Raw genomic sequence first — 23,738 nt, forward strand, 5'->3', positions numbered from 1 at the left:
CATACGGTGTGGCGATCCCCGGGACGGCACCCGTGCCGGAGATCGAGCGAAGGACCAGGACGACGAGACATCAGGACGGCTCGGTCGGACCGATCGCTGCGTGCAGCGCGCGTACCGCATAATACGTCCTGGACTTTACCGTACCCTCCGGTATTCCGAGTCTCTCCGCGGCCTCCGCGACCGAGGCTCCCTTGTAGTACATCTCGATGAGCACCGCACGGTGCTCCGGCTTGATCTGTTGCAGCGCGAGCCGGACCGTGTGCGTGCTGACCACCCGGTCCATCTCGTCGTCGGACGAGGAGAGCCGGTTGAGGTCCGGGATGGCGACCTCGGGTGGCCGGGCCTGCCGGGCCCGCATGGCGTCGATGGCCACGTGCCGGGCCACGGTGTAGAGCCAGGGCGCGATCCGTCGCGGATCCTCGGCGAGGGCCGCCAGGTTGCGCCAGGTACGCAGGAAGGTCTCCTGCACCAGGTCCTCGGCGAGTTCCTGCTGCCCGAGGACCAGCCGGGTGAGGAACCGCAACAGGGGTACGCGGTACTGCTCGTGGATCTGCCGCATCAGGACCTCGGGCGAGGTCCGCTCGGTCACGGCGTCGCCCACGGCCCACGTCTCGAGTGCTTCGTTGGGCACCGCCGACACAGAACGCCCTCCCTCGACGTACGGATCACTACCGTACGGCGGAGTCGGTGCATCGACACCGAGCCCGCTTAGTGGGAGAGAATAGCCGTACCGATCGGACAGTGCTCTCGGCCGTCGCCTGATCCGGGGCCGGTGCCGCCGGCCGGGGCCGGTGACGACCGGTCCCGGCGGCTCCAGGGTGGAGGCCCTCGCCCCGGGTACGGCGAGGGCGGACGCCACGCTCACCGGTGGAACTTCAGCCGACGGATGTTACCGATCTCCTCGGGCCGACCGCTGTTGATGGTCAGGTAGACGTCGCGCTTGCCCATCATCCAGTCCATGCCGTTGGTGGCCCACACCCACCGCTCCCAGCCACCGGTGTTGGCCAGGTGGATCGAGCCGATCGGCTTGCTGCCCGGGTCGTCCAGCCGCAGCTCGACCAGGCCCGCGATGCCGCCCTCGGCACCGGAGGCGACCTCCAGCGAGAAGCGCTTGACGAACTTGTCCCCGAAGTTCACGCCCTGGAAGCAGATCCAGTCGCCGTGGGCGAGGAAGCCGACGTGCCGGCCCTCCCGCTGCGCGCCGTGGTCCCGGTCGTAGGTGGTCGCCGCGATGTCCTGCTCCACCCCCCGGTTGCGCTGGACGTCCGTCGGCGCGCCGTGCTGCTCCTTGGCGATCACCGGTCCCGGCACGTTGCCCGCCGGCGGCGCGTCGCCGCCGGACCCGGCGCCGAACGGCGTCAGGGTGACCGTGACCTCCCCCGGCGAGTGGTCCTGGATGTACGCGGCGTCGTCGACCACGTCGTCGAAGGGGAAGCCGTACGCCTTGCCGTCGGCGGAGTGCCGGTGCAGCACCCGGGCGTAGTGGTTGGTCACCGGGTGCTGGTAGAACGCGCTCCGGTTGGTGGTGGGCTGGTCGGCCTGACCCAGCACCGAGCGGTTGAGCGCGGCGCCGAGGATGGCGGCCACCGGGCCGGAGACCCCGTCGTTGGGTGCGGCGAGCGCCCCGTCGCAGTGCAACACGTTGGCCGTCGACGGCCGGTCGAAGGCCCGTACCCCGTTGTCGAAGGTCAGCCGACCGCCGACCACCCGCCCCCGGAACGTGCCGGCGTTGGTACGCACCCGCAGGTCGGTCTTGCTGTACCGGTCCCACATCTCGGCGACGTACCCGTCGAAGTAGTTGGGGTTGAAACGCCCCGTCTCGATGCCCTTACCGGGAGCGATGATCCGCAGCTTGTCCCCGATGACGAGGCGCTCGAAGCCGGGCTGGCGGGACAGCTCGGCGAAGATCGCGTCCCGGCCGCCGTCCTTGAGCTTGCCGGTGACCTGCTGGCTGCCCCCGTTGAGCCGGATCGACATCGGGATGCTGAACATGTCCACCATGGTGGTGTTGCAGAACATCCCGGCCGGGCTGTACGTGAACTCCCAGCAGTCGTGCAGCACCTGGTAGGCCGGGTCACCCTCCGCCCAGCCCACCGGATACTGCAACGCCGGTCGACCGTTACCGTCGGTGACCACGGTGAACTTGAGCCGCCCGTTGATGGCGAAGTAGACCCGGCCGGACATCATCGGCAGGGCGAACTTGGTCGCGCCGGAGCTGGCCAGGCTCACCCCGATGTCGCCGTTGTTGTCGGCCGGGTTGGCCGGGGTGAACTTGCCGCTCTCCCGGACGTAGCCCATCTGGCCGGTCTCCAGGTTGGTGCCGACGACGTACATCCGGATCTTGGAGTTGTCGTAGCGCCCGGTGCTGTTCACGATGGTCAGCGGCAGGCCACCCGAGGCCTGCGCCCGGGAGATCAGCGGGGCGGCCACCAGCGGCACGCCGACCACAGCGGCTGCGGCGCCCCCCAGCCCGAGTACCCTGCGTCGCGTCAACATGACCTGCCTCCTTCGTGGACAACCCGGTGGCCGCACACGTGGTCGAAGCGACCCTCGCGCCGGCGGTAGCCACGTTGACGGGCCGGCACCCACCTCGGTTCAATGTCGGGCGGCACAAAAATCAACAAATCTGTGAGCCCGGTGAACCAAACGCATCGGCTGGCCGTCGGTGTCAACGATGTCGCAACACCGGAAGGGATGCCTGCGTGAAACCCGAATCCCCGTCCGCCCGATCACCCCTCGGTCGGATGCCCCGCCGTGCGGCGGCCGGTGCCGTCGGCGGCCTGGCCGTGGTCAGCATGGTGGTCGCGGCCATCGGCTGGGGCGTCGCCTCGGCCCAGGACGACGACCTGACCGGTCGGACCGTCTCCGACGAACACCTGACCACCATCCAGGCTGCGGCCCGCGCCTGCCCGGCGCTCAGCCCCGCCCGACTCGCCGGACAGCTCATGGCTGAGTCCGGGCTCGACCCCATGGCCAACGAGACCGCGTCCGGCGGCAAGGGCATCGCCGGACTCGACTCCGACAAGTGGAAGAGGTGGGCCCCCTGGCCGAACGCGGAGCGGTCGGACAGCGCCGCGAACATCTTCGCCCTGGCCCACCAGATGTGCGACCTGAGCGGACAGGTCCGCGTCTCCGAGATCGCCGGTGACGGTTGGCGACTCTCGCTGGCCGCCTTCCACACCGGGATCGACAAGGTACGCGACGCCAAGGGCGTGCCGTCGGACGCGCTCGGCTACGTCGACCAGGCCAGCGGTTACGCCGGCTACTACGGCAAGCTGGTCGCGTTCGGTGGCTCCGGTGAGCCCCGGCCCCGCACCGACCGGCAGCAGCCGAAGGCCGTCCCGGCCGAGTACACCAAGCTCATCGTGAAGGCCGGCTCGGTCTGCGAGCTGGTCCCACCCGCCGCGGTGGCCGCCCAGCTCATGGCGCTGTCGGAGTTCGACGTCAACATGCTCGGCCCCAACGGCGAGCGGGGGATCGCGCAGTTCCGGCCCGAGGTGTGGCAGGAGCACGGGCCGAAGGACGTCTCGGCCTGGGATCCGCGGGTGGCGATCCCGGCGGTCGGCACGGCGATGTGCGCGCTGCAGAAGGAACTCGCCGGCCTGGAGGGTGACCCCTACCTGGTGGCGCTGGCGGCGTACCGGAACGGACCGACCGCGGTCCGGCAGACCGGCGGGAACCTGGACGCCGAGACCCAGTCGTTCGCGCGCACGGTGCGCGAGCACACCGAGTTCTACACGCTGGACGGTCGGCTCAAGCTGCCGGCGTCGGCGAATCCGGAGCCGTCTCCGACGCCGAAGCCGAAGCCCGCGCCGACGGAGACGGAGTCGGAGTCGCCGACCCCGGCGCCGACGCCCGACCCGGTGAAGAACGAGGAGACCGAGGAAGCGCCGAAGCCGGAGACCCCGGCCGACGACGAGACCACGGCAGCCGCGCCCAAGCCGAACGCCCCCGAGGCCGAGCCGCCGGCCCGGCCGTCGAACATGCGGCAGATCCAACTCCGTGACGGTTGGCTCTGCCTCAGCGCCGGCACCGGCGGTGACGGCACCCCGGTGACCATGCAGAAGTGCCGCGAGGACAAGTCGCAGTGGTGGGACTTCCGCTCCGACGGCACCGTCCGGGCCAACTCCCTCTGCCTCGACGTGGCCTGGGCGGAGAAGAAGGACGGCACCGCGGTGCAGGTCGCCAAGTGCAACGGCACCGGCGCCCAGAAGTGGGAGCGGATCACCCACGGCGGCAAGCGGGTGCTCTTCAACCGCTACAGCGACCGGTGCCTGGACCGGGTCACCAACAAGGTGGGTTCGTCGATGAACATCTGGATCTGCGTCGGCAACGCCGAGCAGGAGATCTACACCAGGTAGTTCCTGCCCGCAAACACCGGTGCCCGGTTCCCCTCCGCGAGGGGAACCGGGCACCGTCAGTTCGCGCCGGTTGACCGGGCTAGCCGGCGTACCCGCGACGGCGCATCCGCAGCATCAGGACCACGCCGGCGCCGATCACCAGGGCGATGACCAGCAGGATGGCGAAGATGGCCAGGGCACTGCCACCGCTCTCCTGCTCGTTGGCCACCTGGTTGCCGTCGGCGAGGGTCCGCGTCACCGAGCTCGCCGGGTTGATCATGCCGGCCCCGAACTGGGCGTTCGGCGCCTGCCCGCCCATGGCGTCCGCGGTGGACACGATGCGCTGCTTGACCTTGTCGGCGGTCAGGTCCGGGTAGGCGGCCCGGACCAGGGCCGCCTGGCCGGCCACGAAGGCCACCGCGTACTGGGTGCCGGTGTTGCTCTGCACCCGGTCGCCGCCGACGGCGACGCTCGCCACGTCCACGCCGGGCGCGACGACCTCCACCATGCCCTCCTGGTACTCGTCGGCGAGCTGGTCACCGGCACCGACCCCGCCGGTGAGCAGCAGGGCGCCGGTACCGGACCGTTCGCTGGGCGACGGGGCCGTGAACGGCTTGGTCGGTGCGCCCGCCACCACCAGCACGTCGTGGTTGAGGGCGGTGGTCACCGAGGCCGCCACGGTGGGGTCGGTCAGATCGACGTGCTCACCCAGCGCGACGACCGAGGCACCCGCGCTGACCGCCACCTCGATGGCGTTGGCGGCATCGGCCGGCCGGGCCTTGCCGGTGGTCCGCACCATCCGTACCGGCAGGATGGTGGCGTCCGGCGCCACCCCCACCGGCGGGTCGTCGCTGGTGTTCTCCCCGCTGCTGTCGGCGGCGATGATGCCCGCCATCGCGGTGCCGGTGCCGAGGCAGTCGGTGTCACCCCGACCGTTGCCGACGGTCACGTCCGCGCCCACCGCGACCCGGCCGCTGAGCTGTTGCACCGAGGCGTCGACACCGGAGTCGACCACGGCCACCTTGACGCCGTTGCCCCGGGTCTGGGACCACGCGCTCTCGGCGGCCATCCGCAGCTGGGCCCAGTCCGACCGGCTGCTGGACCCGCTGGTGGCGGTGCACTTCTCCGACCCGTCGTCGTCGCCGCTGGGGCTGGGGCTGGGCTTCGGGCTGCTCGGCGTGGGGGTCGGACTGCTGGGCGCCGGGCTGCTCGGCGCCGGTTCCGGCCGGGGGGTCGGCGACCGGCTCGGTCGGGGACTCGGCTTCGGGCTCGCGCTCGGGATCTGGCCGTACTGGACGCCCTCACCGGCGGCGTCCCAGGGCAGCACCAGGTGCCACCCGGCCGACAACTTCGCCGGGTCGGTCAGCCGGGCGCCGTCGGGCTGCACCCGGCCGGTGTTCAGCTGGTAGATCTCCGTCGAGCGTTCGCCGCTGCCGAGGAACCGACGGGCGATCGTGGTGAGGTTCTCCGGCTGTCCCTGGTACTCCTTGGCGACGACGTAGTACTTCACGTACGCCTGCGCGTCCGGTGTGGTCTTCGCCACCGCTGGCTGCGGGGCAGCCAGGATCGCGCAGCTGGCCACCACCAACACGAGCAGGCGGGCAAGCATGGATCGCTTAGCCAGCACTGAGAGTCCTCCTTCGGTCACCGCGGCCGAGCGTCACCGGCCTCACCCCTCTATTGCGGATCAGCGCCGACTTCGTTCAAATCAATCTGAACCAGATTTGCATGATCCTCGTCATGGAGACGACCGAGCGTACCGACAACCACGTGCGGGTACGACGGGTCGGGTCAACCCTGGCGAAGGTGGGGAACGGTGGTGACAGGTATCAAGCGGGCTCCGGGCGTACGCAGCAGGGGTCTGGAACGTGCGCCGGCGACCCGTCGCTTCGACCCCCGCCGGCACCGGCGGATCGCCGGGCTGCTCGACCTCTGGATGGCCACCGGCCCGGAGGGACGCCTGATGGTGCCCACCGACCCGGGCCGGCCGCTCGACGCCCGCGCGGTGGCCAACCTGGTCCGCCGGGTCGGGGACGCCGCGCACGAGGTACGGATCCTGGCCGACGACGGCGCCCGCCACATCGGACTGTTCACCGAGGTGGCCGGGCTGCTCGGGCACGACGTGCTGATCAGCCCGGAGGGCGCCGACATCCGGCACACCAACATCCAGGTCACCGAGAACGGCACCGGCCCGGCGCCGGAGGACGCCCCGCTGCACGCGGTGCCGATGGACCGGGTCACCCGGCAGCCGAAGGACTGGCTCGTCCTGCAGCCGCCGGACCTCGCCACCCCGCTGCCCGGTTGGTTCGCCGTCGAGGAGGGCCTGGTCCGGCCCCGTACCGGGGTGGTCGGCCTGCCGCTGCCGGACGGGCTCGCCCTGGCCACCCGGGCGGACTTCGTGGCCCGGCGGGCCACCGCGCACCGGCTCGGGTTCACCGCGGAGGGCGTCGTCACGGTCGCCGTCTCGGCCCGCTCCGGTGGTTTCCTGATCGGCAACTACAGCGGCACCCAGGAGGTACACAACGGTGGTCAGCTCGCCGCCCTCCTCGGTGACCTCCCCCTCTACGGCGCCGACCTGCGGCTCTGGCTGACCTGGCCGTCCGATCCGGAGGAGCAGCACCAGCTCGCCGAGCAGACCGTCGAGCTGGCCGAGATGACCGGGGCCACGGTCTGGACCCCGCCGCCGGGCGGCAGCGCCGAACTGGTCGACGACCAACGCGACCTGCGGGCACTCGACCCGGCGGGCGGCGCCACCCCGTGGCAGGCCCACCGACCGCGGTACGCCGACGGCCCACCGGTGCTCGACTCGACGCCGGACGGCCGGCTGGTCTCCCGGTTGACCCGCGAACGCATCGTCGTGTCCTCCCCCGTCCCCGACATCGGCACCGACACCGGGTCGGACGCCACCGGGGCGAGCCCGCAGGCCGCCGAGCCGGGAGCCGCACCCGCGACCACCGGCACGGCGGACCCCGCGCCGGCCGATGCGGCGCCGGCCGAGCTGGTCGCCCCCCTGGCCCGTCCCACGCTGGTCGCCGAGGGCCGCCGCGACCCGGCGTACGGCCCGCCCTGGCTGCGCCCGGGGCAGATGGTCAACGGCGCGGAGTTCGAGGCGTTCGTCCGGGCCGAACAGGATCCGGCCACCGCGGCCACCGATGGCGTGGCCAGCGCCGAGCTGTTCCTGGTCGCCTTCCTCGACCCCCGGTCGGTGCCGGCCGGCACCGACCTGCTGCGGGTCCGGATCCGCCCCGGTGGCGCGATCACGATCTCGCAGCTGCGCTCGCACGTACCGGCCCGCCTGCAGTACCTGATGGGCACCGCCGACACCTACCTGCTGCCGGCGGCCCGGCTGGACCGGGTACGGGTGGTCGGCGGGTTCCGCTCGGAGGGCTTCGGTCGGCTGCGCCCCGTCGGTGACGTCACCGAGGGCGCGCTGCGGATCCAGTGCGCACCCACCCCCCGGTCGATCGCCGGTCTCCCCAACGACCTGCACCGCTGGCCCGGCTTCGGCACCCGGCGGGCGTACGCGCTGCTGCCGGCGAAGTCCCGCCGGCTGCCCCGGGGCTGGCTGCGGCTGTACCGTCGGCAGCCGGCCGTCTGTCCCGGCCGGCTGCTGGTGGAGGTACGGGTGCCCCGGGGCCGGACCGTCGACGTCGGCCAGACCGCCGACTCGCTGGCCGGGCTGACCCTGGTCCGGACCCGGGCCCAGCGGCTACGCACCGCCGGGGTGGAGCTGATCCTCGGCAGCCGCTCGTACGACCGGGTCCGGGTGCACCGGGCGTACCGGGCGCAGGCGGGGACCTGGGAACGTATCCCGGACCTCCCGCCCACGCCGCTGTCGGCCGCCGCGGCCCGGCTTCAGTCCGCCGTGCCCGGCCGGCCGCCCGGCAGGAGCTGAAGCGACCACCGGCCACCCGGGACCGGGCCCATCAGCACCGGTACGCACCGTCCCCCGGTGGCCGCGGCCAGCCGACGCACACTGGCCATCGCCGGGCCCGCCAGGCCGGCGACGAACACGACGTACGGTGCCGGCAGCTCCTCCCCCGGCGCCGGCGGCTCGGGCAGTGCGGGCAGGGTGCGCAGACCGTCGACGGTATGGGTGCCCAGCGCCGTACCGACCACGGCCACCCCGACCCCGGCGGCGCGCAGCTGCCGGGCGAACAGTGCCGCCGTACGCTGGCACACCTCGGTGGACCCGACGAGCGTGAGCACGTCCGGAGCCCGACTGAGATCCACGTGCAGCCGCCAGGGCCCCTGGTTGCCCAGCACCAGCGGCAGGGTCGCCGACGGTGCCGGCTCCCCCGCGCCGAGCCAGGCGTACGCGGGGGCACCACGACCGGCCGCCACCCCGACCAGCCGGACGTTGACCGGCCCGACCTCGGTCTCCAGGTCCGTGCTGAGGTACGGCACCTCGCCCTCGACCGGCACCGTCGGACGCGGCCCGTCCGACGGCGCGGCCGGCGGCGCGGCCGGCGGCGCGCCCGGCGGCGTGGTCGGCCTGGAGCTGGTCGGGGCCGGCGGCGCTGCGGCCGGCGTGGGCGGAGTGGGCGGGGCCGGCTGCGGTGCTGCGGGCGGCGTGGGCGGGGTCGGCGGGGCGGCCGGAGGGGCCGGCATCGCGGCCGGGGTGGGTGCGGTCGGGCCGCCGGCGTCGGGCCGGTCGGTTGCTGAACGGTCCACGCCGTTGCGCGGCGACGCCGGTACGGACGGTGCCGTCGCCGGAGAGTCCGGTGCCGGTGGCGACACCCGCGCCGGCCGCCCTGACGGGGTGGAGGCCGAGACCTCCGCCGAGGAGTCCGGCGACATCGGCGGCCACGGCGGCTTTCCGGCGTCCGGCGATGACGGTGCCGACGACGCGGGCGCGGGCGGCGACGACGCGGGCGCGGCCGGTGGTGACGCGGGCGCGGCCGGTGGTGACGCGGGCGCAGGCGCGGCAGGCGTCGACGACGCGGGTGGGGCCGGTGGCGAGGACGCAGGCGCGGCGGGTGGCGGTGGCGGCGGCGGCGGCGGGGCCAAGCGTGCGGGCTGCTTCGGCGCTGTGCTGGCCGGAGAGGACGAGTCGGCACCGGAGGGGCGCCCGGCGCTGTCGGACGGCCCGGCGTCAGCAGGCGACGCGGCGCGGCCCTGCTGCCGGGCGGACGGTGGGGGTGGGGGTGGGGGTGGGGGTGGGGGTGGCGGGGTGCTGCGGGCTGGCGCCTCGGAGGACCGCGGGGCGCTCTGCTGCGGCGGAGTGGACGGTGCGGCACCGCGCGACGGCCCGGCGGGCGCAGGCGGCGCTGGTGGCGGAGTGGGCGCAGGCGGCGCTGGTGGGGTCACCAGGCTGACCGCAACGGTCTGGTTGGGCGGCGCGGTCGGTTGGCCGGGACCGGCAGCCGCACCCCCGACGCCGGGCGTGGGTTGGCCGGGAATGGGGGTGTGGTGCCGATGCGGCGGCCAGGGGCCGTTGTCCTCCAGGGCCAGTGCGCCCCCGCCGCGAGGCCCGCCCCGACGCAGCAGCATCAGGGCGGCGGCGGCCAACACCACGGCCAGCAGCCCGGCGCCGCCCCGGATCAGCAGCGGGTCCACCGGATCGGAGTTCCCGGCCGGCCGGGCGGCGGCCCGGGTGGGTTCCTCCTCCTCGGCGGCGGGCGGAGCCGAGGTGGGCCGGCCGGCGGCCGAGGACGCCGGTGCGCTCGGCGCGGAACTCGTCCGCGACGGGCTCGGTGCCGCACTGGTCGGGCTCGGTGCCGGGCTGGGCGGGCTCGGCCGCGGAGAGCGGTCGGCCTTCGGCAACGGTCCCTTGCGTACCCCGGAACCCTTGGCGTCCTCGGGCAGCACCAGGAGCCAACCGGGCTTGAGCACCAGCCCGTCGGTGAAGGTGTCACCGTCCGGCTGCGTCCGGCCCTCGTTGAGCTCGACGATCTCCCGGAACCGGTTACCGTTGCCGAGGGTGCGCAGGGCGATGGCGTAGAGGTACTCCCGTTGGCCGTCCACTGCCGGCCCGACCACGTAGTACCTGCCGGTCTCGGCGGGTGCCGCGCCGGCCGGCCCGGCCGGGACCAGTACCACGATCCCTACCAGTAGCAGCACCGCCGCCATGACTCGCCGCATCAACACCATCGCCTTCCACACCCTCGCATCGTGAACATCCTCCCGCCCCGGCCCCCTTATACGAATCGGGGTCCGGACGGTTCAATGCGAGTCAGGTCTCCTCCGGCGGGATCTGGGCACAGTGGGCGACCGGAACGTCCTTCTCCGCCAGCAGAGGCTCACCCTGCGTAGACTTGAACCGCAGTGGACGACTGTTCAGGCAGCTCAAAGCACCTTCGAGGGGGCCGGTCCTGAACGTCTGGCCGGCACCGCCCGTGTACCAGGCATGGGATCAGCGACGTTCCGAGCCCGGCCGGGTGGCACCGGGCGGCGTGGTGACGGGTCCGCCCCGGCGAACCGGGGTGTCCGGTCCGCGTCGACGCGCCGGGTGATCAGCCGCGAGACGGTGGTACGCGGTGGCAGCCACCACTTTCTCGCCCACAGCTCGATCGACATGGACGAACTCGCCCGTACGCTCGCGGTCAGTCGGGCCACGTTGTACCGGGTCGCGGGGAGTCGGGACCGGCTGCTCGGTGACGTCCTGTGGTGGCTCGGCAGCCGTCAGCTCACCGAGGCCCGCCGGGCCCGCCGCCAGGGTGGGGTCAGCGGGGTGGTGGAGGTGACCCGGCGCTTCGCCGACGCTCTGCTGGCCTCCGCGCCGTTGCGCCGGTTCCTCGTCGCCGAGCCGGAGGTCGCCGCCCGGGTGCCGTTCACCGCCTCCGGTCAGGTGCACCAGCGCTTCGTCTGCGCCCAGGAACAGATCTTCCGGGAGGTGCTCGGCCCCGACCTGTCCCGCTGCTGCGCCACGCCCCGGTCGGTGGCGTACCTCTACATCCGGATCGTCGAGTCCGCGCTCTACGCCGAGTTGCTCGCCGGGCAGCAGCCCGACTTCGACCTCGCCGAGCAGGCGCTATGGGCCCTGCTCGCCCCCGCCCGCTGAGCCCAACGCCGTCGGTGCCGGCGGCGGAAACGCGGTGTCCGGCGGGTGGGAGCCCACCGGACACCGCGTCAGTGGTTCACACCGGGGGTGCAGGTCAGGACGAGTGCGGGCAGCTGTCCCGGTACTCGGCGACCTGCCGGTCCGGTGCCGGCCCCGGGCAGAGGAACTGCTCGTAAGCTGGTGCTGGTCGGGAAGTAGATGGTGCCGCCGCCGAACCCGCTGACGCTGCGCGACGAAACGGTCTCCTCGGAGACCGCGAACGGCCCCCGGGTGGCGGCGATGCTCGCCACGCTGGGGGCCGGGCCGCGCTCGAACGGGTTCTCGGCCGCGTCGGCGTCGGGGATCAGGATGAGGCCGGCCGCGACGAGCAGCACGGCGAGGGCCGTGGCGAACAGGCCCCGTGCCCGGCGCCCGGCGCGGCCCGGCCGGCCGGTCGGGGCAGCGTGCCGGCCTGGCGGGGATGAGGCAGGCTGCGGCACGGCGAATGAAGGTTGCATCGACCCTCCCACTCCGATGATGGTCACCGCACCACCGGAGAGCACCGGTACGAGCCTGTCCGGTCGGCGCTGGTGGTGCCACCGGTACGTCGTACCGGGCGACCCCGACGCTATTGCCGGTGGCACCCGCTTGACCAGGTAGGACGGTGATCGTGAGATGGCCGTCGCAGCTTCCCCCGCCGACCCGGCGGATGGTTCAGTGGACGGCGACGCGGCAACCGCGTCAGTGGAAGGCGGCGTGGCCGGTCAGCACCTGCCCGATGATCAGCTGGTGCACCTCGGAGGTGCCCTCGTAGGTGAGCACCGACTCCAGGTTGGCCGCGTGCCGCAGGACCGGGTAGTCGAGGGTGATCCCGGCCGCGCCGAGGACGGCCCGGCACTCGCGCGCGATGGCGATGGCCTCCCGCACGCTGTTGAGTTTACCCAGGCTGATCTGCCGGTGGTCCAGGGTGCCGGCGTCCTTCAACGCGCCGATCTGCAGCGCCAGCAGCATGCCCTTGCCCAGTTCCAGCCCCATGTCGGCGAGCTTGAGCTGGGTGGCCTGGTAGGCGGCGAGCGGCTTGTCGAAGATCTGCCGGCTGCGGGCGTACCCGACGGTCGTCTCCAGACAGTCGTGCGCCGCGCCGAGCGCGCCGAAGACGATGCCGAACCGGGCCTCGTTGAGGCAGGACAGCGGCCCGGAGAGGCCGGCGGCCTCCGGCAGCATCGCCTCGGCCGGCAGCCGTACGTCGTCGAGGACCAGCTCGGAGGTGACCGAGGCGCGCAGGGAGAGCTTGCCGGTGATCTCCGGGGCGGTGAAGCCGGGGGTACCGGCCGGCACGAGGAAACCCCGGATGCCCTCGTCGGTACGGGCCCACACCACGGCCACGTCGGCGACCGAGCCGTTGGTGATCCACATCTTGGTGCCGGTGAGCACCCAGTCGGTGCCGTCGCGGCGGGCCCGGGTACGCATGCCGGCGGGGTCGGAGCCGAAGTCGGGCTCGGTCAGCCCGAAGCAACCGATCGCCGTACCGGCGGCCATCCGGGGCAGCCACTGCTGCTTCTGCTCCTCGGAGCCGAACCGCCAGATGGCGTACATGGCCAGCGAGCCCTGCACCGAGACCAGGGAACGCAGCCCCGAGTCGCCCGCCTCCAGCTCGAAACAGGCCATCCCGTACGCCACCGCGGAGGTGCCGGCGCAGCCGTAACCCGTCAGGTGCATGCCGAGCACGCCGAGTTCACCCAGCTCCACGGCCAACTCCCGGACGGGTAGCTGGCCCTGGTCGTACCAGGTGGCGATCTGCGGGCGGATCCGCCGGTCGACGAAGGCACGGACGGCGGCCTGGAGGTCCCGGGTCTCGTCGTCGACGAGCCGGTCGACACCGAAGTACGTGAGGGCGGGCGCGGGGACGGGCAGGGTCACTGTTGGTTTCCTTCCACGGCTTTCAGGTAGTCGATCACGCCTTGGGCGACGGCGCGGGCCATCGCGTCCAGCGCGTCGTGGGTCATCGCCGCCAGGTGCGGGGTGGCGAAGACCCGCCGGTGGTGCAGCAGCGGGTCGTCCGGAGCGGGCGGCTCGGGGTCGAAGACGTCCACCGCGTACCCGCGCAGCCGCCCGGCGTCCAGCGCTGCCAGCACCGCCGCACAGTCCACCACGCCGGCCCGGGCGGTGTTCACCAGCAGTGCGTCCGGCCGCATCCGGGCGAGCGCGGCGGCGTCGACCAGCCCGGTGGTCGCTGCGGTCTGCGGCACGTGCAGGCTCACCACGTCGGCCGCGCCCAGCAGCTCGTCCAGCCCGACCAGGCGTACTCCGGCAGGCGCCACCGTGGTCGCGATGTCGTGACCGAGCACGGTCATGCCGAGGCCCTGGGCGCGGGCCGCGACGCCCCGGCCGATCGCGCCCAGCCCGATCAGGCCCAGGGTGCGGCCGGACAGCATGGTGCCGGTCAGCCCGGCCGCGACGACCGCCGAGGGCAGCGACCGGCCGGCCGGGAAGGCACCCCGGGCCAACGACGCGACGGCCGGTGGCGTCTGCCGGGCGAGGGTGAGGGCGGCCAGGATGACGAACTCGGCTACCGAGTCGGCGTTGGCTCCCGGCGTGCTGACCACCCCGATGCCCAACCGCTCGGCGGCTGCCAGGTCGATGCCGTCCAGCCCGGCGCCGTGGCGTCCGACGACCTTGAGCCGCCGGGCGGTCTCCAGCATGGCGGCGGTCACCGGCGAGGAGCGCACCACCAGGGCGTCGGCGGTGGCGAGCAGCCCGGCGAGGTCGGTCGGATCGGTGCTGTGCGCCACGTGCACCTCCCCGGTGGCGCGCAACAGGTCCAGGCCGGCCGCGGCGATGGGCTCGGTGAGCAGGATTCTGGGGGTCATCTGGTCCTCACCAGCCGGTGTAGCAGGTCACCGGCACGCTGTAGAAGTCCCGGGCGTAGCCGCCCTGCTCCCGGGGCCCGTGGTTGGAGGCCCCGGTGCCACCGAACGGCAGGTGCAGCTCCGTACCGGCGGTGGGCAGGTTGACCGAGACGATGCCGGCGCGGGCGTCGCGTTTGAACCGTTCGGCCGCCGACAACGACCCGGTGACGATCCCGGCGGACAACCCGTACGGGGTGTCGTTGGCGACGTCGATCGCCTCGTCGAGGTCGTCGACCCGGATCACGCAGGCGACCGGGCCGAAGATCTCCTCCCGGGCCAGCCGCATGTCGTTGCGGGCACCGGCGAAGAGGGTGGGTCGCATGAACTGCCCCTCGTCGGGCCGGTGTGCCCCGCCGGCCACCACGCGCGCCCCCTCGGCCAGCCCGACCCGGACGTAGTCGAGGTTCTGGGCCAGCTGTCCGGGGCTCACCACCGGGCCGAGCTGGCTGGTCGGGTCGAGCGGGTCGCCGACGCGCAACGCGTCGGTCGCCTCGGCAAGCGCCGCGACGAACCGGTCGTGGATGCCGGCCTGCACGATCAGCCGGCTCGACGCCGTGCAGCGTTGACCGCTGCTGAAGAAGCTGCCGTCCAGGGCGCAGCGCACCGCCACGGCCAGCTCCGCGTCGTCGAGGACCACCAGCGGGTTCTTGCCCCCCATCTCCAACTGGAACCGCTTGTTGCCGTGGGTGAGGCACTGGTGGGCCACCTGGGCACCGGTGCCGGTGCTGCCGGTGAAGGAGATGCCGTCCACCCCGGTCGAGGTGAGCAGTTCGTCGCCGACCTCACCGCCGGCCCCCATGACCAGGTTGAACACGCCGGGTGGCAGGCCGGCGGCGGTGATGATGCGGGCGAGTTCCCCGGCCGAGGCGGGGACCAGCTCGGCCGGCTTCAACACGACGGTGTTGCCGTAGGCCAGCGCGGGGGCGACCTTCCACGCCGGGATCGCCATCGGGTAGTTCCACGGTGTGATGATCCCGATGACGCCCAGCGGCCGGCGGCGGACCTCGGCGTGCACCCGGTCGCGGGTCGACGGGTACACCTCGCCGGAGGGTTGCAGCAGCTGGTGGGCGTAGTACTGGAAGGTCTGGCCGGCCCGGGTGACCTCTCCGCGCGCCTCGCCGAGCAGCTTGCCCTCCTCGCGCGCGAGCAGCACCGCGAGCTCCTCGACCCGGTCGAGGATGGCGCTGCCGACCCGGTCCAGCAGCTCCATCCGGTACCCGACGGGTTGCCGGGCCCAGTCGGGCTGGGCGCCACGGGCGGCCTCGATCGCCGCGCGTGCGGTCTCCCGACCGGCGCGGGCGTACTCGCTGACGACCTCGTCGGGGCGGGCCGCACCGGTGTTGGGGCGTCGCTCGCCGTCGACCCACTCGCCGCCTACCAGGTTGAGGTGGTACGGGACCGCTGTCATCACCGGTCACCGGCCACCGCGACGAGCGTCTGGTCCAGCGGACCGGGCTCCTCGGGAAAGTGGCAGGCCACCTGGTGGCCGCTGCCGGCGGCGGTGGTCAGCACCGGCTCCTGGGTGGCGCAGACGTCCTGTGCCTTCCAGCACCGGGTCCGGAAGCGGCAGCCGCTGGGCGGGCTGAGCGGGCTGGGCACGTCGCCGGTGAGGATGACCCGCCGGCGTTCGGTCTCGACCAGGGGGTCGGGGATCGGCACCGCCGAGAGCAGGGCCTTGGTGTACGGGTGCTGCGGCCGGCGGTACATGTCCTCGCACTCGCCGACCTCGACGACGGTGCCGAGGTACATCACGGCGATGCGGTCGCAGAGGTGCCGGACCACGGCCAGGTCGTGCGCGATGAACATCATGGTCAGCCCGAGGTCCTCCTGCAGTTGTTCCAGCAGGTTGACGATCTGGGCCTGGACCGAGACGTCCAGCGCGGAGACCGGTTCGTCGGCGACGATGAAGTCCGGGTTGCTGACCAGGGCCCGCGCGATGCCCACCCGTTGACGTTGCCCGCCGGAGAACTCGTGCGGGTAGCGCTCGTGCCACTGCTCGCTGAGCCCGACCAGCTGCATGGTCTCCACCGCCTTGGCCCGCCGCCCCGCGGCGGAGAGGTCCGCGTGCACCAGCAGCGGCTCCTCGATCAGCTCTCCGATGGTCATCCGGGGGTTCAGTGACGCGTACGGATCCTGGAAGATCATCTGCATCCGGCGACGCATCGCCCGCATCCGACCCCGGCTCAGGGTGGTCAGCTCGGTGCCGTCGAAGGTCACCGTGCCGCTGCTGGGCTTGAGCAGCTGCAGGATGGCGCGGCCGGTGGTGGACTTGCCGCAGCCGGACTCCCCCACCACTCCGATGATCTCGCCGCGGCGGATGTCCAGGTCCACCCCGGACACCGCGCGCAGTCGGGCCGGTCGCAGCTTGCCGCGTACCGGCACCTTGAAGTCGACCGCCAGATCGCGCACCCGCAGCAGGGTCCGCTCCGGCGCGGTGTGCTCCTCCGGCGCGGCGGCCCGGGTGGCGGTCTGGTCCGGGGCTTCGGACATCAGCTCTCCTCCGTCGAGAGATAGGGACGCCGGTCCTCGGTGGAGAGCCAACCGCCCTCGCTGGCGGGTCGCATGCCCCAGCACCGGGTCAGCTGGCCCCGGTCCGGTGTCTCCCAGGTGGTGACCAGTTCGGGCACGCCGCCCTGGCACGTCTCGCGGACGTGCCGGCAGCGGGGGGCGAACCGGCAGCCGGCCGGCATCTCCGACAGCTCCGGCGGTCGGCCGGCGATCGGCCGCAGTTTGCCCCCGCGCACCAGGTCCAGCCGGGGCACCGAGCCCAGCAGGCCCCAGGTGTAGGGCATCTGCGGGCGGTGGAACAGGTCGACCGTCTCGGCCCGTTCCACGATCTGGCCGGCGTACATCACGTTCACCCGTTCCGCCATGCCCGCCACCACCCCGAGGTCGTGGGTGATGAACAGGACGGCGGTCCGGGTCTCCAACGCCAGCTCGCGCAGCAGCTCCAGGATCTGGGCCTGGATGGTGACGTCGAGCGCGGTGGTGATCTCGTCGGCGAGGATCAGCCGGGGGTTGCAGGAGAGCGCCATCGCGATCATCACGCGTTGCCGCATCCCGCCGGAGAGCTGGTGCGGATAGGAACTCAGCCGGGTCTCGGCGGCCGGGATCCGGACCATCTCCAGCAACTCGACCGCCCGGAGCCGGGCGGCGCGGCGGTTCATCCCCAGGTGCAGCCGGAGCGACTCGGTGAGCTGCCGGCCCACGGTGAGCACCGGGTTCAGCGAGGTCATCGGGTCCTGAAAGATCATCGAGATGCCCTTGCCGCGCACCGCCCGCAGCTCGCGGGGGCGCAGCCGCAGCAGGTCCTGCCCCTCGAAGATCACCTGACCGCCGGTCACCTCACCGGCCGGCGGGACGATCAGGCCCATGATGGACTGCGCGGTGGCCGACTTGCCACAGCCGGACTCGCCCACCAGGGCCACCATCTCCCCCGCGTCGACGGTGAAGGAGACACCGTCCACAGCGGTCACCGAACCCCGTGCGGCACGGAATTCGGTACGCAGGTCGCGCACCTCCAACAAGGCCATCGAACCCCCTGCAGCTTGGGACACCTGAGCGTCGCCTTTCGTCAACCAGGAGTGTTGCACAGACGATGTTCGTCGTCTAGGCTCCCGACAGCGACGAATACCGCCACCAGATTAGTTGGAGCAACATGGCATCCAAGGGCTCGATCGACAAGGATCGCAGCATCATCCGGGAACTCGTCCAGGACCCGAGGCAGACAAACGTCGCGTTGGCGGCGAAGGTCGGCCTCTCCGAGGGATCCGTCCGCCGGCGGATGGAGCGCCTCGTCAACGACGGCCAGCTCCAGTTCGCCGTGATCCCCAGCGCCGCCTTCATGGGCCGCCCGGTGCACACACTCTTCGAGATCCAGAGCGCCCCCGGGGCCACCGAGCAGCTCATCGAGAAGCTCGCCGGAATGCCCGAGATCTCGTACGTCTACCACGTCACCGGGCAGTTCGACATCATCGCCGTCGGCTACTTCGCCTCCAGCAACGCCATGCGCCGGTTCTGGACCGAGCGGCTGGGCCACCTCGACGGGGTGATGGAGAGCCGGTCGGTGATGGTGCTGCGGGTGGCCAAGCGGGCCCACGAGTGGGCCCGTGACATCGCCGTCACCGGGGACGCCGAGTCCGCCTGGGACACCGAGAAGGATCCCGGCACACCCGGGTCCGAGATCTGATCAGAGGCGGAGAGACGAGCCCATGCTGCGCATCACGCTGATCCGCCTGTTGTCGGTCATCCCGGTCCTGCTCGGCATCTCGGTGATCTCGTTCCTGGTGATCCGGATGATCCCCGGCGACGTGATCAGCTCGATCATGGGGCAGGACTTCGGCGATCCCGCGGTCGAGGCGGAGATGCGCCGCTACTTCGGGCTCGACGTACCCGTCTACGAGCAGTTCGCCAGGTGGCTGGGCGCTCTCGTCCAGGGCGACCTGGGCACCTCGATGCGTACCGGCCAACCGGTGCTCGAAGAGATCATGCAGCGTTTCCCGTCCACCCTGCTGCTCGCGGTCTCGGCGCTGCTGGTCTCGATCCTGATCTCGGTCCCGCTCGGGGTGCTCAGCGCCACCAGGCGCAACGGTCTGCTCGACGCCAGCACCCGGGTGGCGTCCCTGATCGGGCTCTCCGTGCCGAACTTCTGGTTGGGCATCCTGCTGGTCTACATCTTCTCGGTCTCGCTGGGCTGGCTGCCGTCGCAGGGCGCCGGGGAGGGTGAGGGCTTCCTGGGCAGCCTGAAGTACCTCATCCTGCCCGCCGTCACCCTCGGCGCCAGCCTCGCGGCGATCAGCATGCGGATGACCCGCTCCAGCATGCTGGAGGTGCTCAACCAGGACTACGTGCGTACCGCCCGCGCCAAGGGGCTGGGCGAACGCGCGGTCATGGTCCGGCACGCGCTGCGCAACTCGCTGATCCCGGTGGTGACGGTGCTCGGCATCCAGGCGGGGGCGCTGCTCGGCGGCACGGTCATCGTCGAACAGGTCTTCGCCTGGCCGGGGCTGGGCACGATGGTCATCCGCGGCATCAGTCAACGCGACTACCCGGTGGTCCAGGGCACCCTGCTCTTCCTGGCCTTCTTCTACGTCGTGGTCAACCTCCTCGTCGACCTGCTCTACACCTACCTGGATCCGAGGTTGCGCAGTGGTCACTGAAGTCGTTGCCGGCGGTCGTCCACCACAGACCGCTTCCCCCCGGCCCGTCGGCCGCCGCGGTGGCCAGTTGCTGAAGCTGATCAGCCGGGACAAGGCCGGGCTGGTCGGGTTGGTGATCGTGGTGCTGATGACCGCGGCTGCCATCCTGGCCCCGCTGATCGCCCCCTACGACCCGACCGCGATGAGCAACCAACGCCTCGCCCCGCCCGGCGGCGACTTCCCGCTCGGCGCCGACGAGGCCGGGCGGGACCTGCTCAGCCGGGCGCTCTACGGCGCGCGGACCTCGTTGACGGTCAGCCTGATCGTGGTGACCTGCGCCGGGGCGATCGGCGTGCTGCTCGGTCTGCTCGCCGGCTTCTACCGGGGCTTCCTCGACGCGATCATCACCCCGGCCACCGACATCATGTTCTCCTTCCCCACCCTGCTGCTGGCGCTGGCGGTGGTGGCCGCCCGGGGGCCCGGCACCGAGAACCTCATCCTGGCCCTGGTCATCGTCTTCATCCCGAGCTTCGCCCGGATCGTGCGCGGCACCGCGATGTCGGTACGCCGGGAGCCGTACGTGGAGTCCGGCCAGGCGGTCGGGCTGAGCAACTTCCGGCTCATCTACAAGTACATCCTGCCCAACTCGGTGGCCCCGATCGCGGTGCAGTTCACCACCAGCCTCGCCTACGCGATCCTGATCGAGGCCTCCCTGGGCTACCTGGGGCTCGGCGTGCAGCCGCCCCAGCCCTCCTGGGGCTCGATGCTCTCCAGCGGTAAGTCGTTCATGGAGCTGTCGGTCTGGCCGTCGGTGGTGCCCGGGGTCTGCATCATGATCGCCGTCCTCGGCTTCAACCTGCTCGGTGACACCCTTCGCGACGTGCTGGACCCCCGGCTGCGGGGCCGGTCCAGCCGCTGACCCACGAGGAGCACGCGCACGTGGAATCGATCGACGACCATCTGGTACGCCAGCTCACCGGATGGTCCACCGGCCAACCGCTGCCCGAGGAGACCTCGCCGGGCGTCGACGTCGACCCCGGTCTGCTGCTGGCCTACCTCGACGCCCAGCTGCAGAGCCGCCACCTCGACCTGGCGTTGCGCTGGTTGCAGGCGCAGCGGGAGGGGTTCTACACGATCGGTTCCAGCGGTCACGAGAGCAACGCCGCGGTCGCGCTGGCGCTACGCCCGAGCGACCCGGCGCTGCTGCACTACCGCTCCGGCGGCTTCTACGCCGCCCGGGCCGGTCAGGTGCCCGGCAGTACGCCGATCTCCGACGTGCTGCACTCCGCCGCCGCGAGCCGGCAGGACCCGATCTCCGGCGGGCGGCACAAGGTCTTCGGCCACCGGGGACTGAACATCATCCCGCAGACCTCGACGATCGCCTCCCACCTGCCCCGCGCGATGGGGTTGGCCTTCGCCCTGGGCCGGGGCACCGGCGACACCGGATACCCGGCCGACGCCGTGGTGGTGTGCAGTTTCGGTGACGCCTCGGCCAACCACTCCACCGCCGCCGGTGCGTTGAACGCGGTGGGCTACAGCGCCCACCAGGGCCTGGCGATGCCACTGCTGTTCGTCTGCGAGGACAACGGCATCGGGATCAGCACCCGGTCCCCGCGCGGCTGGGTCCAGCGGATGCTCTCCGGGCTGCCCGGCATCGACTACGTGCCGGCCGACGGCACCGACCCCGCGCACCTGCTGGCCACCGCCGCCGACGTGGTCCGGCGGGTCCGCGCCGAACGTCGTCCGGCCGTGCTGCACCTGCGGACCGTACGGTTCATGGGGCACGCCGGCTCCGACGCGGAGCTGGCCTACCGGACCCGGGCCGAGATCCTCGCCGAGTACGCGCTCGACCCGATCCTGGCCACGGCAGCCCTGCTCGCCCGGGAGCGGATCCTGAGCCCGGCGGAGACCCTCGCCCGTTACCAGGACGCCCGCGAGCAGGTGATGGACGCCGCCCGGTCGATGCTCGGCCGGGTCGAGCGGCTGGCCAGTCTGGCGGCGGTGACCGCGCCGCTGACCACCCGGCGGGTGCCCGAGGTGAGCGCGGCGGCCCGGCGGGCCGACCCGGACCGGGAGCGGTCCTTCGGTGGCCGGCCGCCGGAGTCCCGGGGTCCACTCACCCTGGCCCAGTCGATCAACGCGGCCCTGCACGACGCCCTGCTCACCTGGCCACAGACCCAGGTCTTCGGCGAGGACGTGGCCCGCAAGGGCGGGGTGTACGGGGTGACCCGGGGGCTGCGCAGGTCCTTCGGTGCCGCCCGGGTCTTCGACACGCTCCTGGACGAGCAGACCATCCTCGGGGTGGCCCTCGGCGGGGCGTTGGCCGGCACGCTGCCGATCCCGGAGATCCAGTACCTCGCCTACCTGCACAACGCCGAGGACCAGCTGCGGGGTGAGGCCGCCTCGCTGCGCTTCTTCTCCGCCGGGCAGTACGGCAACGGCATGGTGGTGCGGATCGCCGGGCTGGCGTACCAGAAGGGCTTCGGCGGGCACTTCCACAACGACAACTCGGTGGCCGTGTTGCGCGACATCCCCGGCCTGGCGCTGGCGGTGGCCACCCACCCGGCCACCGCCCCGGCGCTGCTGCGCCAGTGCCTGGCCCTGGCCGAGCAGGAGGGCCGGGTCTGTGTGTTCCTGGAACCGATCGCCCTCTACCACCGGCGGGACCTGCACGTCGATGGCGACGGCGGCTGGCTGGCCGACTATCCGGCGCCGGCCCGCTGGGCGGCGACCGAGAACCCGCTGGGTGAGGTCCGTACCGTTCGGCGGGGCACCGACCTGGCGCTGGTCACCTTCGGCAACGGCGTACCGATGAGCCTGCGGGTGGCCGGGGCGCTGGCCCGGCAGCGTCGGGTCGACGCCCGGGTCGTCGACCTGCAGTGGCTGTCGCCGTTACCGGCGGCGAGCCTGCGCGCCGCGCTCGGCGGGATCGACCGGGTGCTGGTCGTCGACGAGACCCGGGCCGGTGGCGGTGTTTCCGAGGCGGTGGTGGCCGCCCTGGTCGACGGCGGGTTCACCGGCCGGATCTCCCGGGTCAACAGCGTCGACAGCTACGTGCCCCTGGGCCCCGCCGCCGACCAGGTGCTGCTGGGCGAGGACGAGGTACGGGCCGCCGCCGACGCCCTGCTGGACTGAACGCGCCAAGGAGCGGCCCACCCGGTGGCACCGGGTGGGCCGCTCCTTCGCCGGTCAGTACCCCAGTTCCGGCTGACGCTTCGTGCCGGTCAACGGCTCACCGGCCAGGTACCTGTCGAAGTTGTCGCAGAAGTCGGCGTAGAGCCGTTGCAGGTTGCCCGAGCCCCGGAACGACGTGTGCGGGGTGATCGTGGTGTTCGGCAGGTCCCACAGCCGGTGCTCCGCCGGCAGCGGCTCCTGTTCGAAGACGTCGAGCACGGCCGCGGCGATCCGGCCCTGCCGCATCGCGTCGACCAGCGCGTCCTCCACGACCAGCGCGCCCCGGCCGACGTTCACCAGGACGGCGGTCTCCGACATCGCCGCGAAGTGCGCGGCGTCGAAGAAGTACCGGTTCTCCCCGGTCAGCGGCATGGCCAACACCACCGAGTCCGCCTCGGCCAGCAACCCGAGGTGGTCGGCGAAGGGCACCACCCGGTCGAAGCCCTCGGCGGGGGTGCCCGCCCGGTTGACCCCGATCACGGTGACGCCCAGCGCACGGGCCCGCCAGGCCACCTCGCGTCCGATCCCGCCGGTGCCGAAGACCAGCATGGTGCTGCCGATCAGGTCCCGGCCGACCAGGCGGATCCACTCCCGGCGCTGCTGCGCCGCCCGCAACGCGGGGAACTCCCGCTGGTGCATCAGCACCGCGCCGATGATGTACTCGGCGATCGGCACGTTGTACGAGTTGCCCGAGCGGGTGTAGACCAGCCCCTCGTCGAGGCGGCGGCGCATGATGTCACCACCCACCCAGTCGAAGCCGGCGGCGGTGATCTGGACCCAGCGCATCCCGTCGCACTTGCTGAGCAGCTCGTCGAAGATGTCCTCGTTCATCGCGCTGCGCAGGATCACCTCGGCGTCGAGGTACTCCGTCCGGACCGGCTCGTCGTCCGGCACCGAGGTGAACCGGCAGTGCGGGTAACGCTCCCGCAGCTGCGGCAGCAGTTCGGCGAGGTTCGGCGTGATCAGGACGTGCGGTCCCGCGGTGGTGGCGGTCACGACTTCTCCTGCGCACGCTTCCGCTCGTTGTACGTCAGGCCGCCCTTGGCCCAGTTGTCGTACGACACCTCGTAGAGCAGGACGTGGGTGTTCTCCCGCGGGGAGCCGTACTTGACCAGCACGTCGGTCAGCTCGGCGATGATCGCGTTCTTGGTCTCCTGGTCGCGCTTGCCGATCTCGGCACGGATGATCGCCATGG

At 72.4% G+C, this 23,738-nt stretch carries 19 protein-coding genes; 7 read left to right on the top strand and 12 right to left on the bottom strand.

Translation table 11 applies throughout. The features are described from left to right. Positions 1-70: 70 nt before the first annotated feature. Together ACN28G_RS18375 and ACN28G_RS18380 are read right to left on the bottom strand one after the other, a co-directional pair. Positions 71-601 (bottom strand): sigma-70 family RNA polymerase sigma factor, encoded by a 531-nt coding sequence (locus ACN28G_RS18375; protein WP_229688458.1) that lies wholly within the window; start codon positions 599-601, stop codon positions 71-73. A gap of 260 nt (positions 602-861) precedes the next feature. Then, the gene (locus ACN28G_RS18380) at positions 862-2,496 is read right to left on the bottom strand and encodes a beta-1,3-glucanase family protein (protein ID WP_421479913.1); all 1,635 of its coding nucleotides are present in this window, start codon (positions 2,494-2,496) and stop codon (positions 862-864) included. Positions 2,497-2,744: 248 nt separating this feature from the next. On the opposite strand from ACN28G_RS18380, the gene ACN28G_RS18385 reads away from it, so the two are divergent. Next, positions 2,745-4,361 carry a ricin-type beta-trefoil lectin domain protein gene (locus tag ACN28G_RS18385; protein WP_229688459.1) on the top strand — a complete coding sequence of 539 codons (1,617 nt, stop codon included), beginning with the start codon at positions 2,745-2,747 and terminating at the stop codon, positions 4,359-4,361. Positions 4,362-4,440: 79 nt separating this feature from the next. Here the strand turns inward: ACN28G_RS18385 and ACN28G_RS18390 are convergent, their stop codons facing one another. Continuing rightward, positions 4,441-5,967, bottom strand: a complete 1,527-nt coding sequence (locus ACN28G_RS18390) for a S8 family serine peptidase (protein ID WP_091441960.1) — start codon at positions 5,965-5,967, stop codon at positions 4,441-4,443. Positions 5,968-6,156: 189 nt separating this feature from the next. Between ACN28G_RS18390 and ACN28G_RS18395 the strand changes: the two genes are divergently transcribed. Continuing rightward, positions 6,157-8,235: a hypothetical protein gene (locus tag ACN28G_RS18395; RefSeq protein WP_421479915.1), complete on the top strand. Its 2,079-nt coding sequence runs from the start codon at positions 6,157-6,159 to the stop codon at positions 8,233-8,235. On the opposite strand, the gene ACN28G_RS18400 is transcribed toward ACN28G_RS18395, so the two are convergent. Then, positions 8,196-10,445, bottom strand: coding sequence for a hypothetical protein (locus ACN28G_RS18400; protein ID WP_421479917.1), 2,250 nt, complete (start codon positions 10,443-10,445; stop codon positions 8,196-8,198). The genes ACN28G_RS18395 and ACN28G_RS18400 overlap by 40 nt on opposite strands. Before the next feature lie 346 nt (positions 10,446-10,791). Here ACN28G_RS18400 and ACN28G_RS18405 point away from each other — a divergent pair, with 346 nt between their 5' ends. After that, positions 10,792-11,343: a QsdR family transcriptional regulator gene (locus ACN28G_RS18405; RefSeq protein ID WP_421479919.1), complete on the top strand. Its 552-nt coding sequence runs from the start codon at positions 10,792-10,794 to the stop codon at positions 11,341-11,343. Positions 11,344-11,411: 68 nt separating this feature from the next. Here the strand turns inward: ACN28G_RS18405 and ACN28G_RS18410 are convergent, their stop codons facing one another. The 6 genes from ACN28G_RS18410 to ACN28G_RS18435 all read right to left on the bottom strand — a co-directional run bounded on the left by ACN28G_RS18410 (position 11,412) and on the right by ACN28G_RS18435 (position 17,764). Next, positions 11,412-11,717: a hypothetical protein gene (locus tag ACN28G_RS18410; protein ID WP_217628861.1), complete on the bottom strand. Its 306-nt coding sequence runs from the start codon at positions 11,715-11,717 to the stop codon at positions 11,412-11,414. A 346-nt stretch (positions 11,718-12,063) separates the two neighbouring features. Then, a complete protein-coding gene (locus ACN28G_RS18415; protein WP_091441981.1) occupies positions 12,064-13,242 on the bottom strand; it encodes an acyl-CoA dehydrogenase family protein in 1,179 nt (392 codons plus the stop codon). Further along, on the bottom strand, positions 13,239-14,192 hold the full coding sequence (locus ACN28G_RS18420; protein ID WP_091441986.1) for an NAD(P)-dependent oxidoreductase: 954 nt from the start codon (positions 14,190-14,192) through the stop codon (positions 13,239-13,241). Before ACN28G_RS18420 ends, ACN28G_RS18415 begins: the two co-directional genes overlap by 4 nt. A gap of 7 nt (positions 14,193-14,199) precedes the next feature. Beyond that, complete coding sequence (locus ACN28G_RS18425) at positions 14,200-15,639, bottom strand: aldehyde dehydrogenase family protein (RefSeq protein ID WP_421479922.1); 1,440 nt, start codon at positions 15,637-15,639, stop codon at positions 14,200-14,202. Beyond that, entirely contained in the window at positions 15,639-16,721 is a 1,083-nt protein-coding gene (locus tag ACN28G_RS18430) for an ABC transporter ATP-binding protein (protein WP_421479923.1), read from the bottom strand. Before ACN28G_RS18430 ends, ACN28G_RS18425 begins: the two co-directional genes overlap by 1 nt. Next, complete coding sequence (locus tag ACN28G_RS18435; protein ID WP_091441997.1) at positions 16,721-17,764, bottom strand: ABC transporter ATP-binding protein; 1,044 nt, start codon at positions 17,762-17,764, stop codon at positions 16,721-16,723. The genes ACN28G_RS18430 and ACN28G_RS18435 overlap by 1 nt, the downstream gene beginning before the upstream one ends. 125 nt (positions 17,765-17,889) lie before the next feature. Between ACN28G_RS18435 and ACN28G_RS18440 the strand changes: the two genes are divergently transcribed. The 4 genes from ACN28G_RS18440 to ACN28G_RS18455 all read left to right on the top strand — a co-directional run bounded on the left by ACN28G_RS18440 (position 17,890) and on the right by ACN28G_RS18455 (position 22,504). Continuing rightward, on the top strand, positions 17,890-18,420 hold the full coding sequence (locus ACN28G_RS18440) for an Lrp/AsnC family transcriptional regulator (RefSeq protein WP_091442002.1): 531 nt from the start codon (positions 17,890-17,892) through the stop codon (positions 18,418-18,420). A gap of 22 nt (positions 18,421-18,442) precedes the next feature. Beyond that, entirely contained in the window at positions 18,443-19,390 is a 948-nt protein-coding gene (nikB, locus tag ACN28G_RS18445) for a nickel ABC transporter permease (RefSeq protein WP_421479926.1), read from the top strand. 67 nt (positions 19,391-19,457) lie between these two features. After that, positions 19,458-20,288, top strand: coding sequence for an ABC transporter permease (locus ACN28G_RS18450; RefSeq protein WP_091442007.1), 831 nt, complete (start codon positions 19,458-19,460; stop codon positions 20,286-20,288). 80 nt (positions 20,289-20,368) lie between these two features. Then, positions 20,369-22,504 (top strand): thiamine pyrophosphate-dependent enzyme, encoded by a 2,136-nt coding sequence (locus tag ACN28G_RS18455; RefSeq protein WP_421480935.1) that lies wholly within the window; start codon positions 20,369-20,371, stop codon positions 22,502-22,504. A 54-nt stretch (positions 22,505-22,558) separates the two neighbouring features. Here the strand turns inward: ACN28G_RS18455 and ACN28G_RS18460 are convergent, their stop codons facing one another. Then, positions 22,559-23,539, bottom strand: coding sequence for a D-2-hydroxyacid dehydrogenase (locus ACN28G_RS18460; protein WP_091442014.1), 981 nt, complete (start codon positions 23,537-23,539; stop codon positions 22,559-22,561). Further along, the gene (locus ACN28G_RS18465) at positions 23,536-23,736 is read right to left on the bottom strand and encodes a tautomerase family protein (protein ID WP_091442016.1); all 201 of its coding nucleotides are present in this window, start codon (positions 23,734-23,736) and stop codon (positions 23,536-23,538) included. The genes ACN28G_RS18460 and ACN28G_RS18465 overlap by 4 nt, the downstream gene beginning before the upstream one ends. Positions 23,737-23,738 lie beyond the last annotated feature (2 nt).

Source organism: Micromonospora sp. WMMA1923, from assembly GCF_049179195.1.
In the GTDB taxonomy this organism is placed as follows: Bacteria; Actinomycetota; Actinomycetes; order Mycobacteriales; family Micromonosporaceae; genus Micromonospora; species Micromonospora yangpuensis.

What these genes read in the sequence shown, in the direction of transcription:
- ACN28G_RS18425 (WP_421479922.1), bottom strand. Translation starts at nt 15,639, where the DNA reads ATGACAGCGGTCCCGTACCACCTCAACCTGGTAGGCGGCGAGTGGGTC.
- ACN28G_RS18435 (WP_091441997.1), bottom strand. Translation starts at nt 17,764, where the DNA reads ATGGCCTTGTTGGAGGTGCGCGACCTGCGTACCGAATTCCGTGCCGCA.
- nikB (WP_421479926.1), top strand. Translation starts at nt 18,443, where the DNA reads ATGCTGCGCATCACGCTGATCCGCCTGTTGTCGGTCATCCCGGTCCTG.
- ACN28G_RS18385 (WP_229688459.1), top strand. Translation starts at nt 2,745, where the DNA reads ATGCCCCGCCGTGCGGCGGCCGGTGCCGTCGGCGGCCTGGCCGTGGTC.
- ACN28G_RS18380 (WP_421479913.1), bottom strand. Translation starts at nt 2,496, where the DNA reads ATGTTGACGCGACGCAGGGTACTCGGGCTGGGGGGCGCCGCAGCCGCT.
- ACN28G_RS18420 (WP_091441986.1), bottom strand. Translation starts at nt 14,192, where the DNA reads ATGACCCCCAGAATCCTGCTCACCGAGCCCATCGCCGCGGCCGGCCTG.
- ACN28G_RS18465 (WP_091442016.1), bottom strand. Translation starts at nt 23,736, where the DNA reads ATGGCGATCATCCGTGCCGAGATCGGCAAGCGCGACCAGGAGACCAAG.
- ACN28G_RS18440 (WP_091442002.1), top strand. Translation starts at nt 17,890, where the DNA reads ATGGCATCCAAGGGCTCGATCGACAAGGATCGCAGCATCATCCGGGAA.
- ACN28G_RS18430 (WP_421479923.1), bottom strand. Translation starts at nt 16,721, where the DNA reads ATGTCCGAAGCCCCGGACCAGACCGCCACCCGGGCCGCCGCGCCGGAG.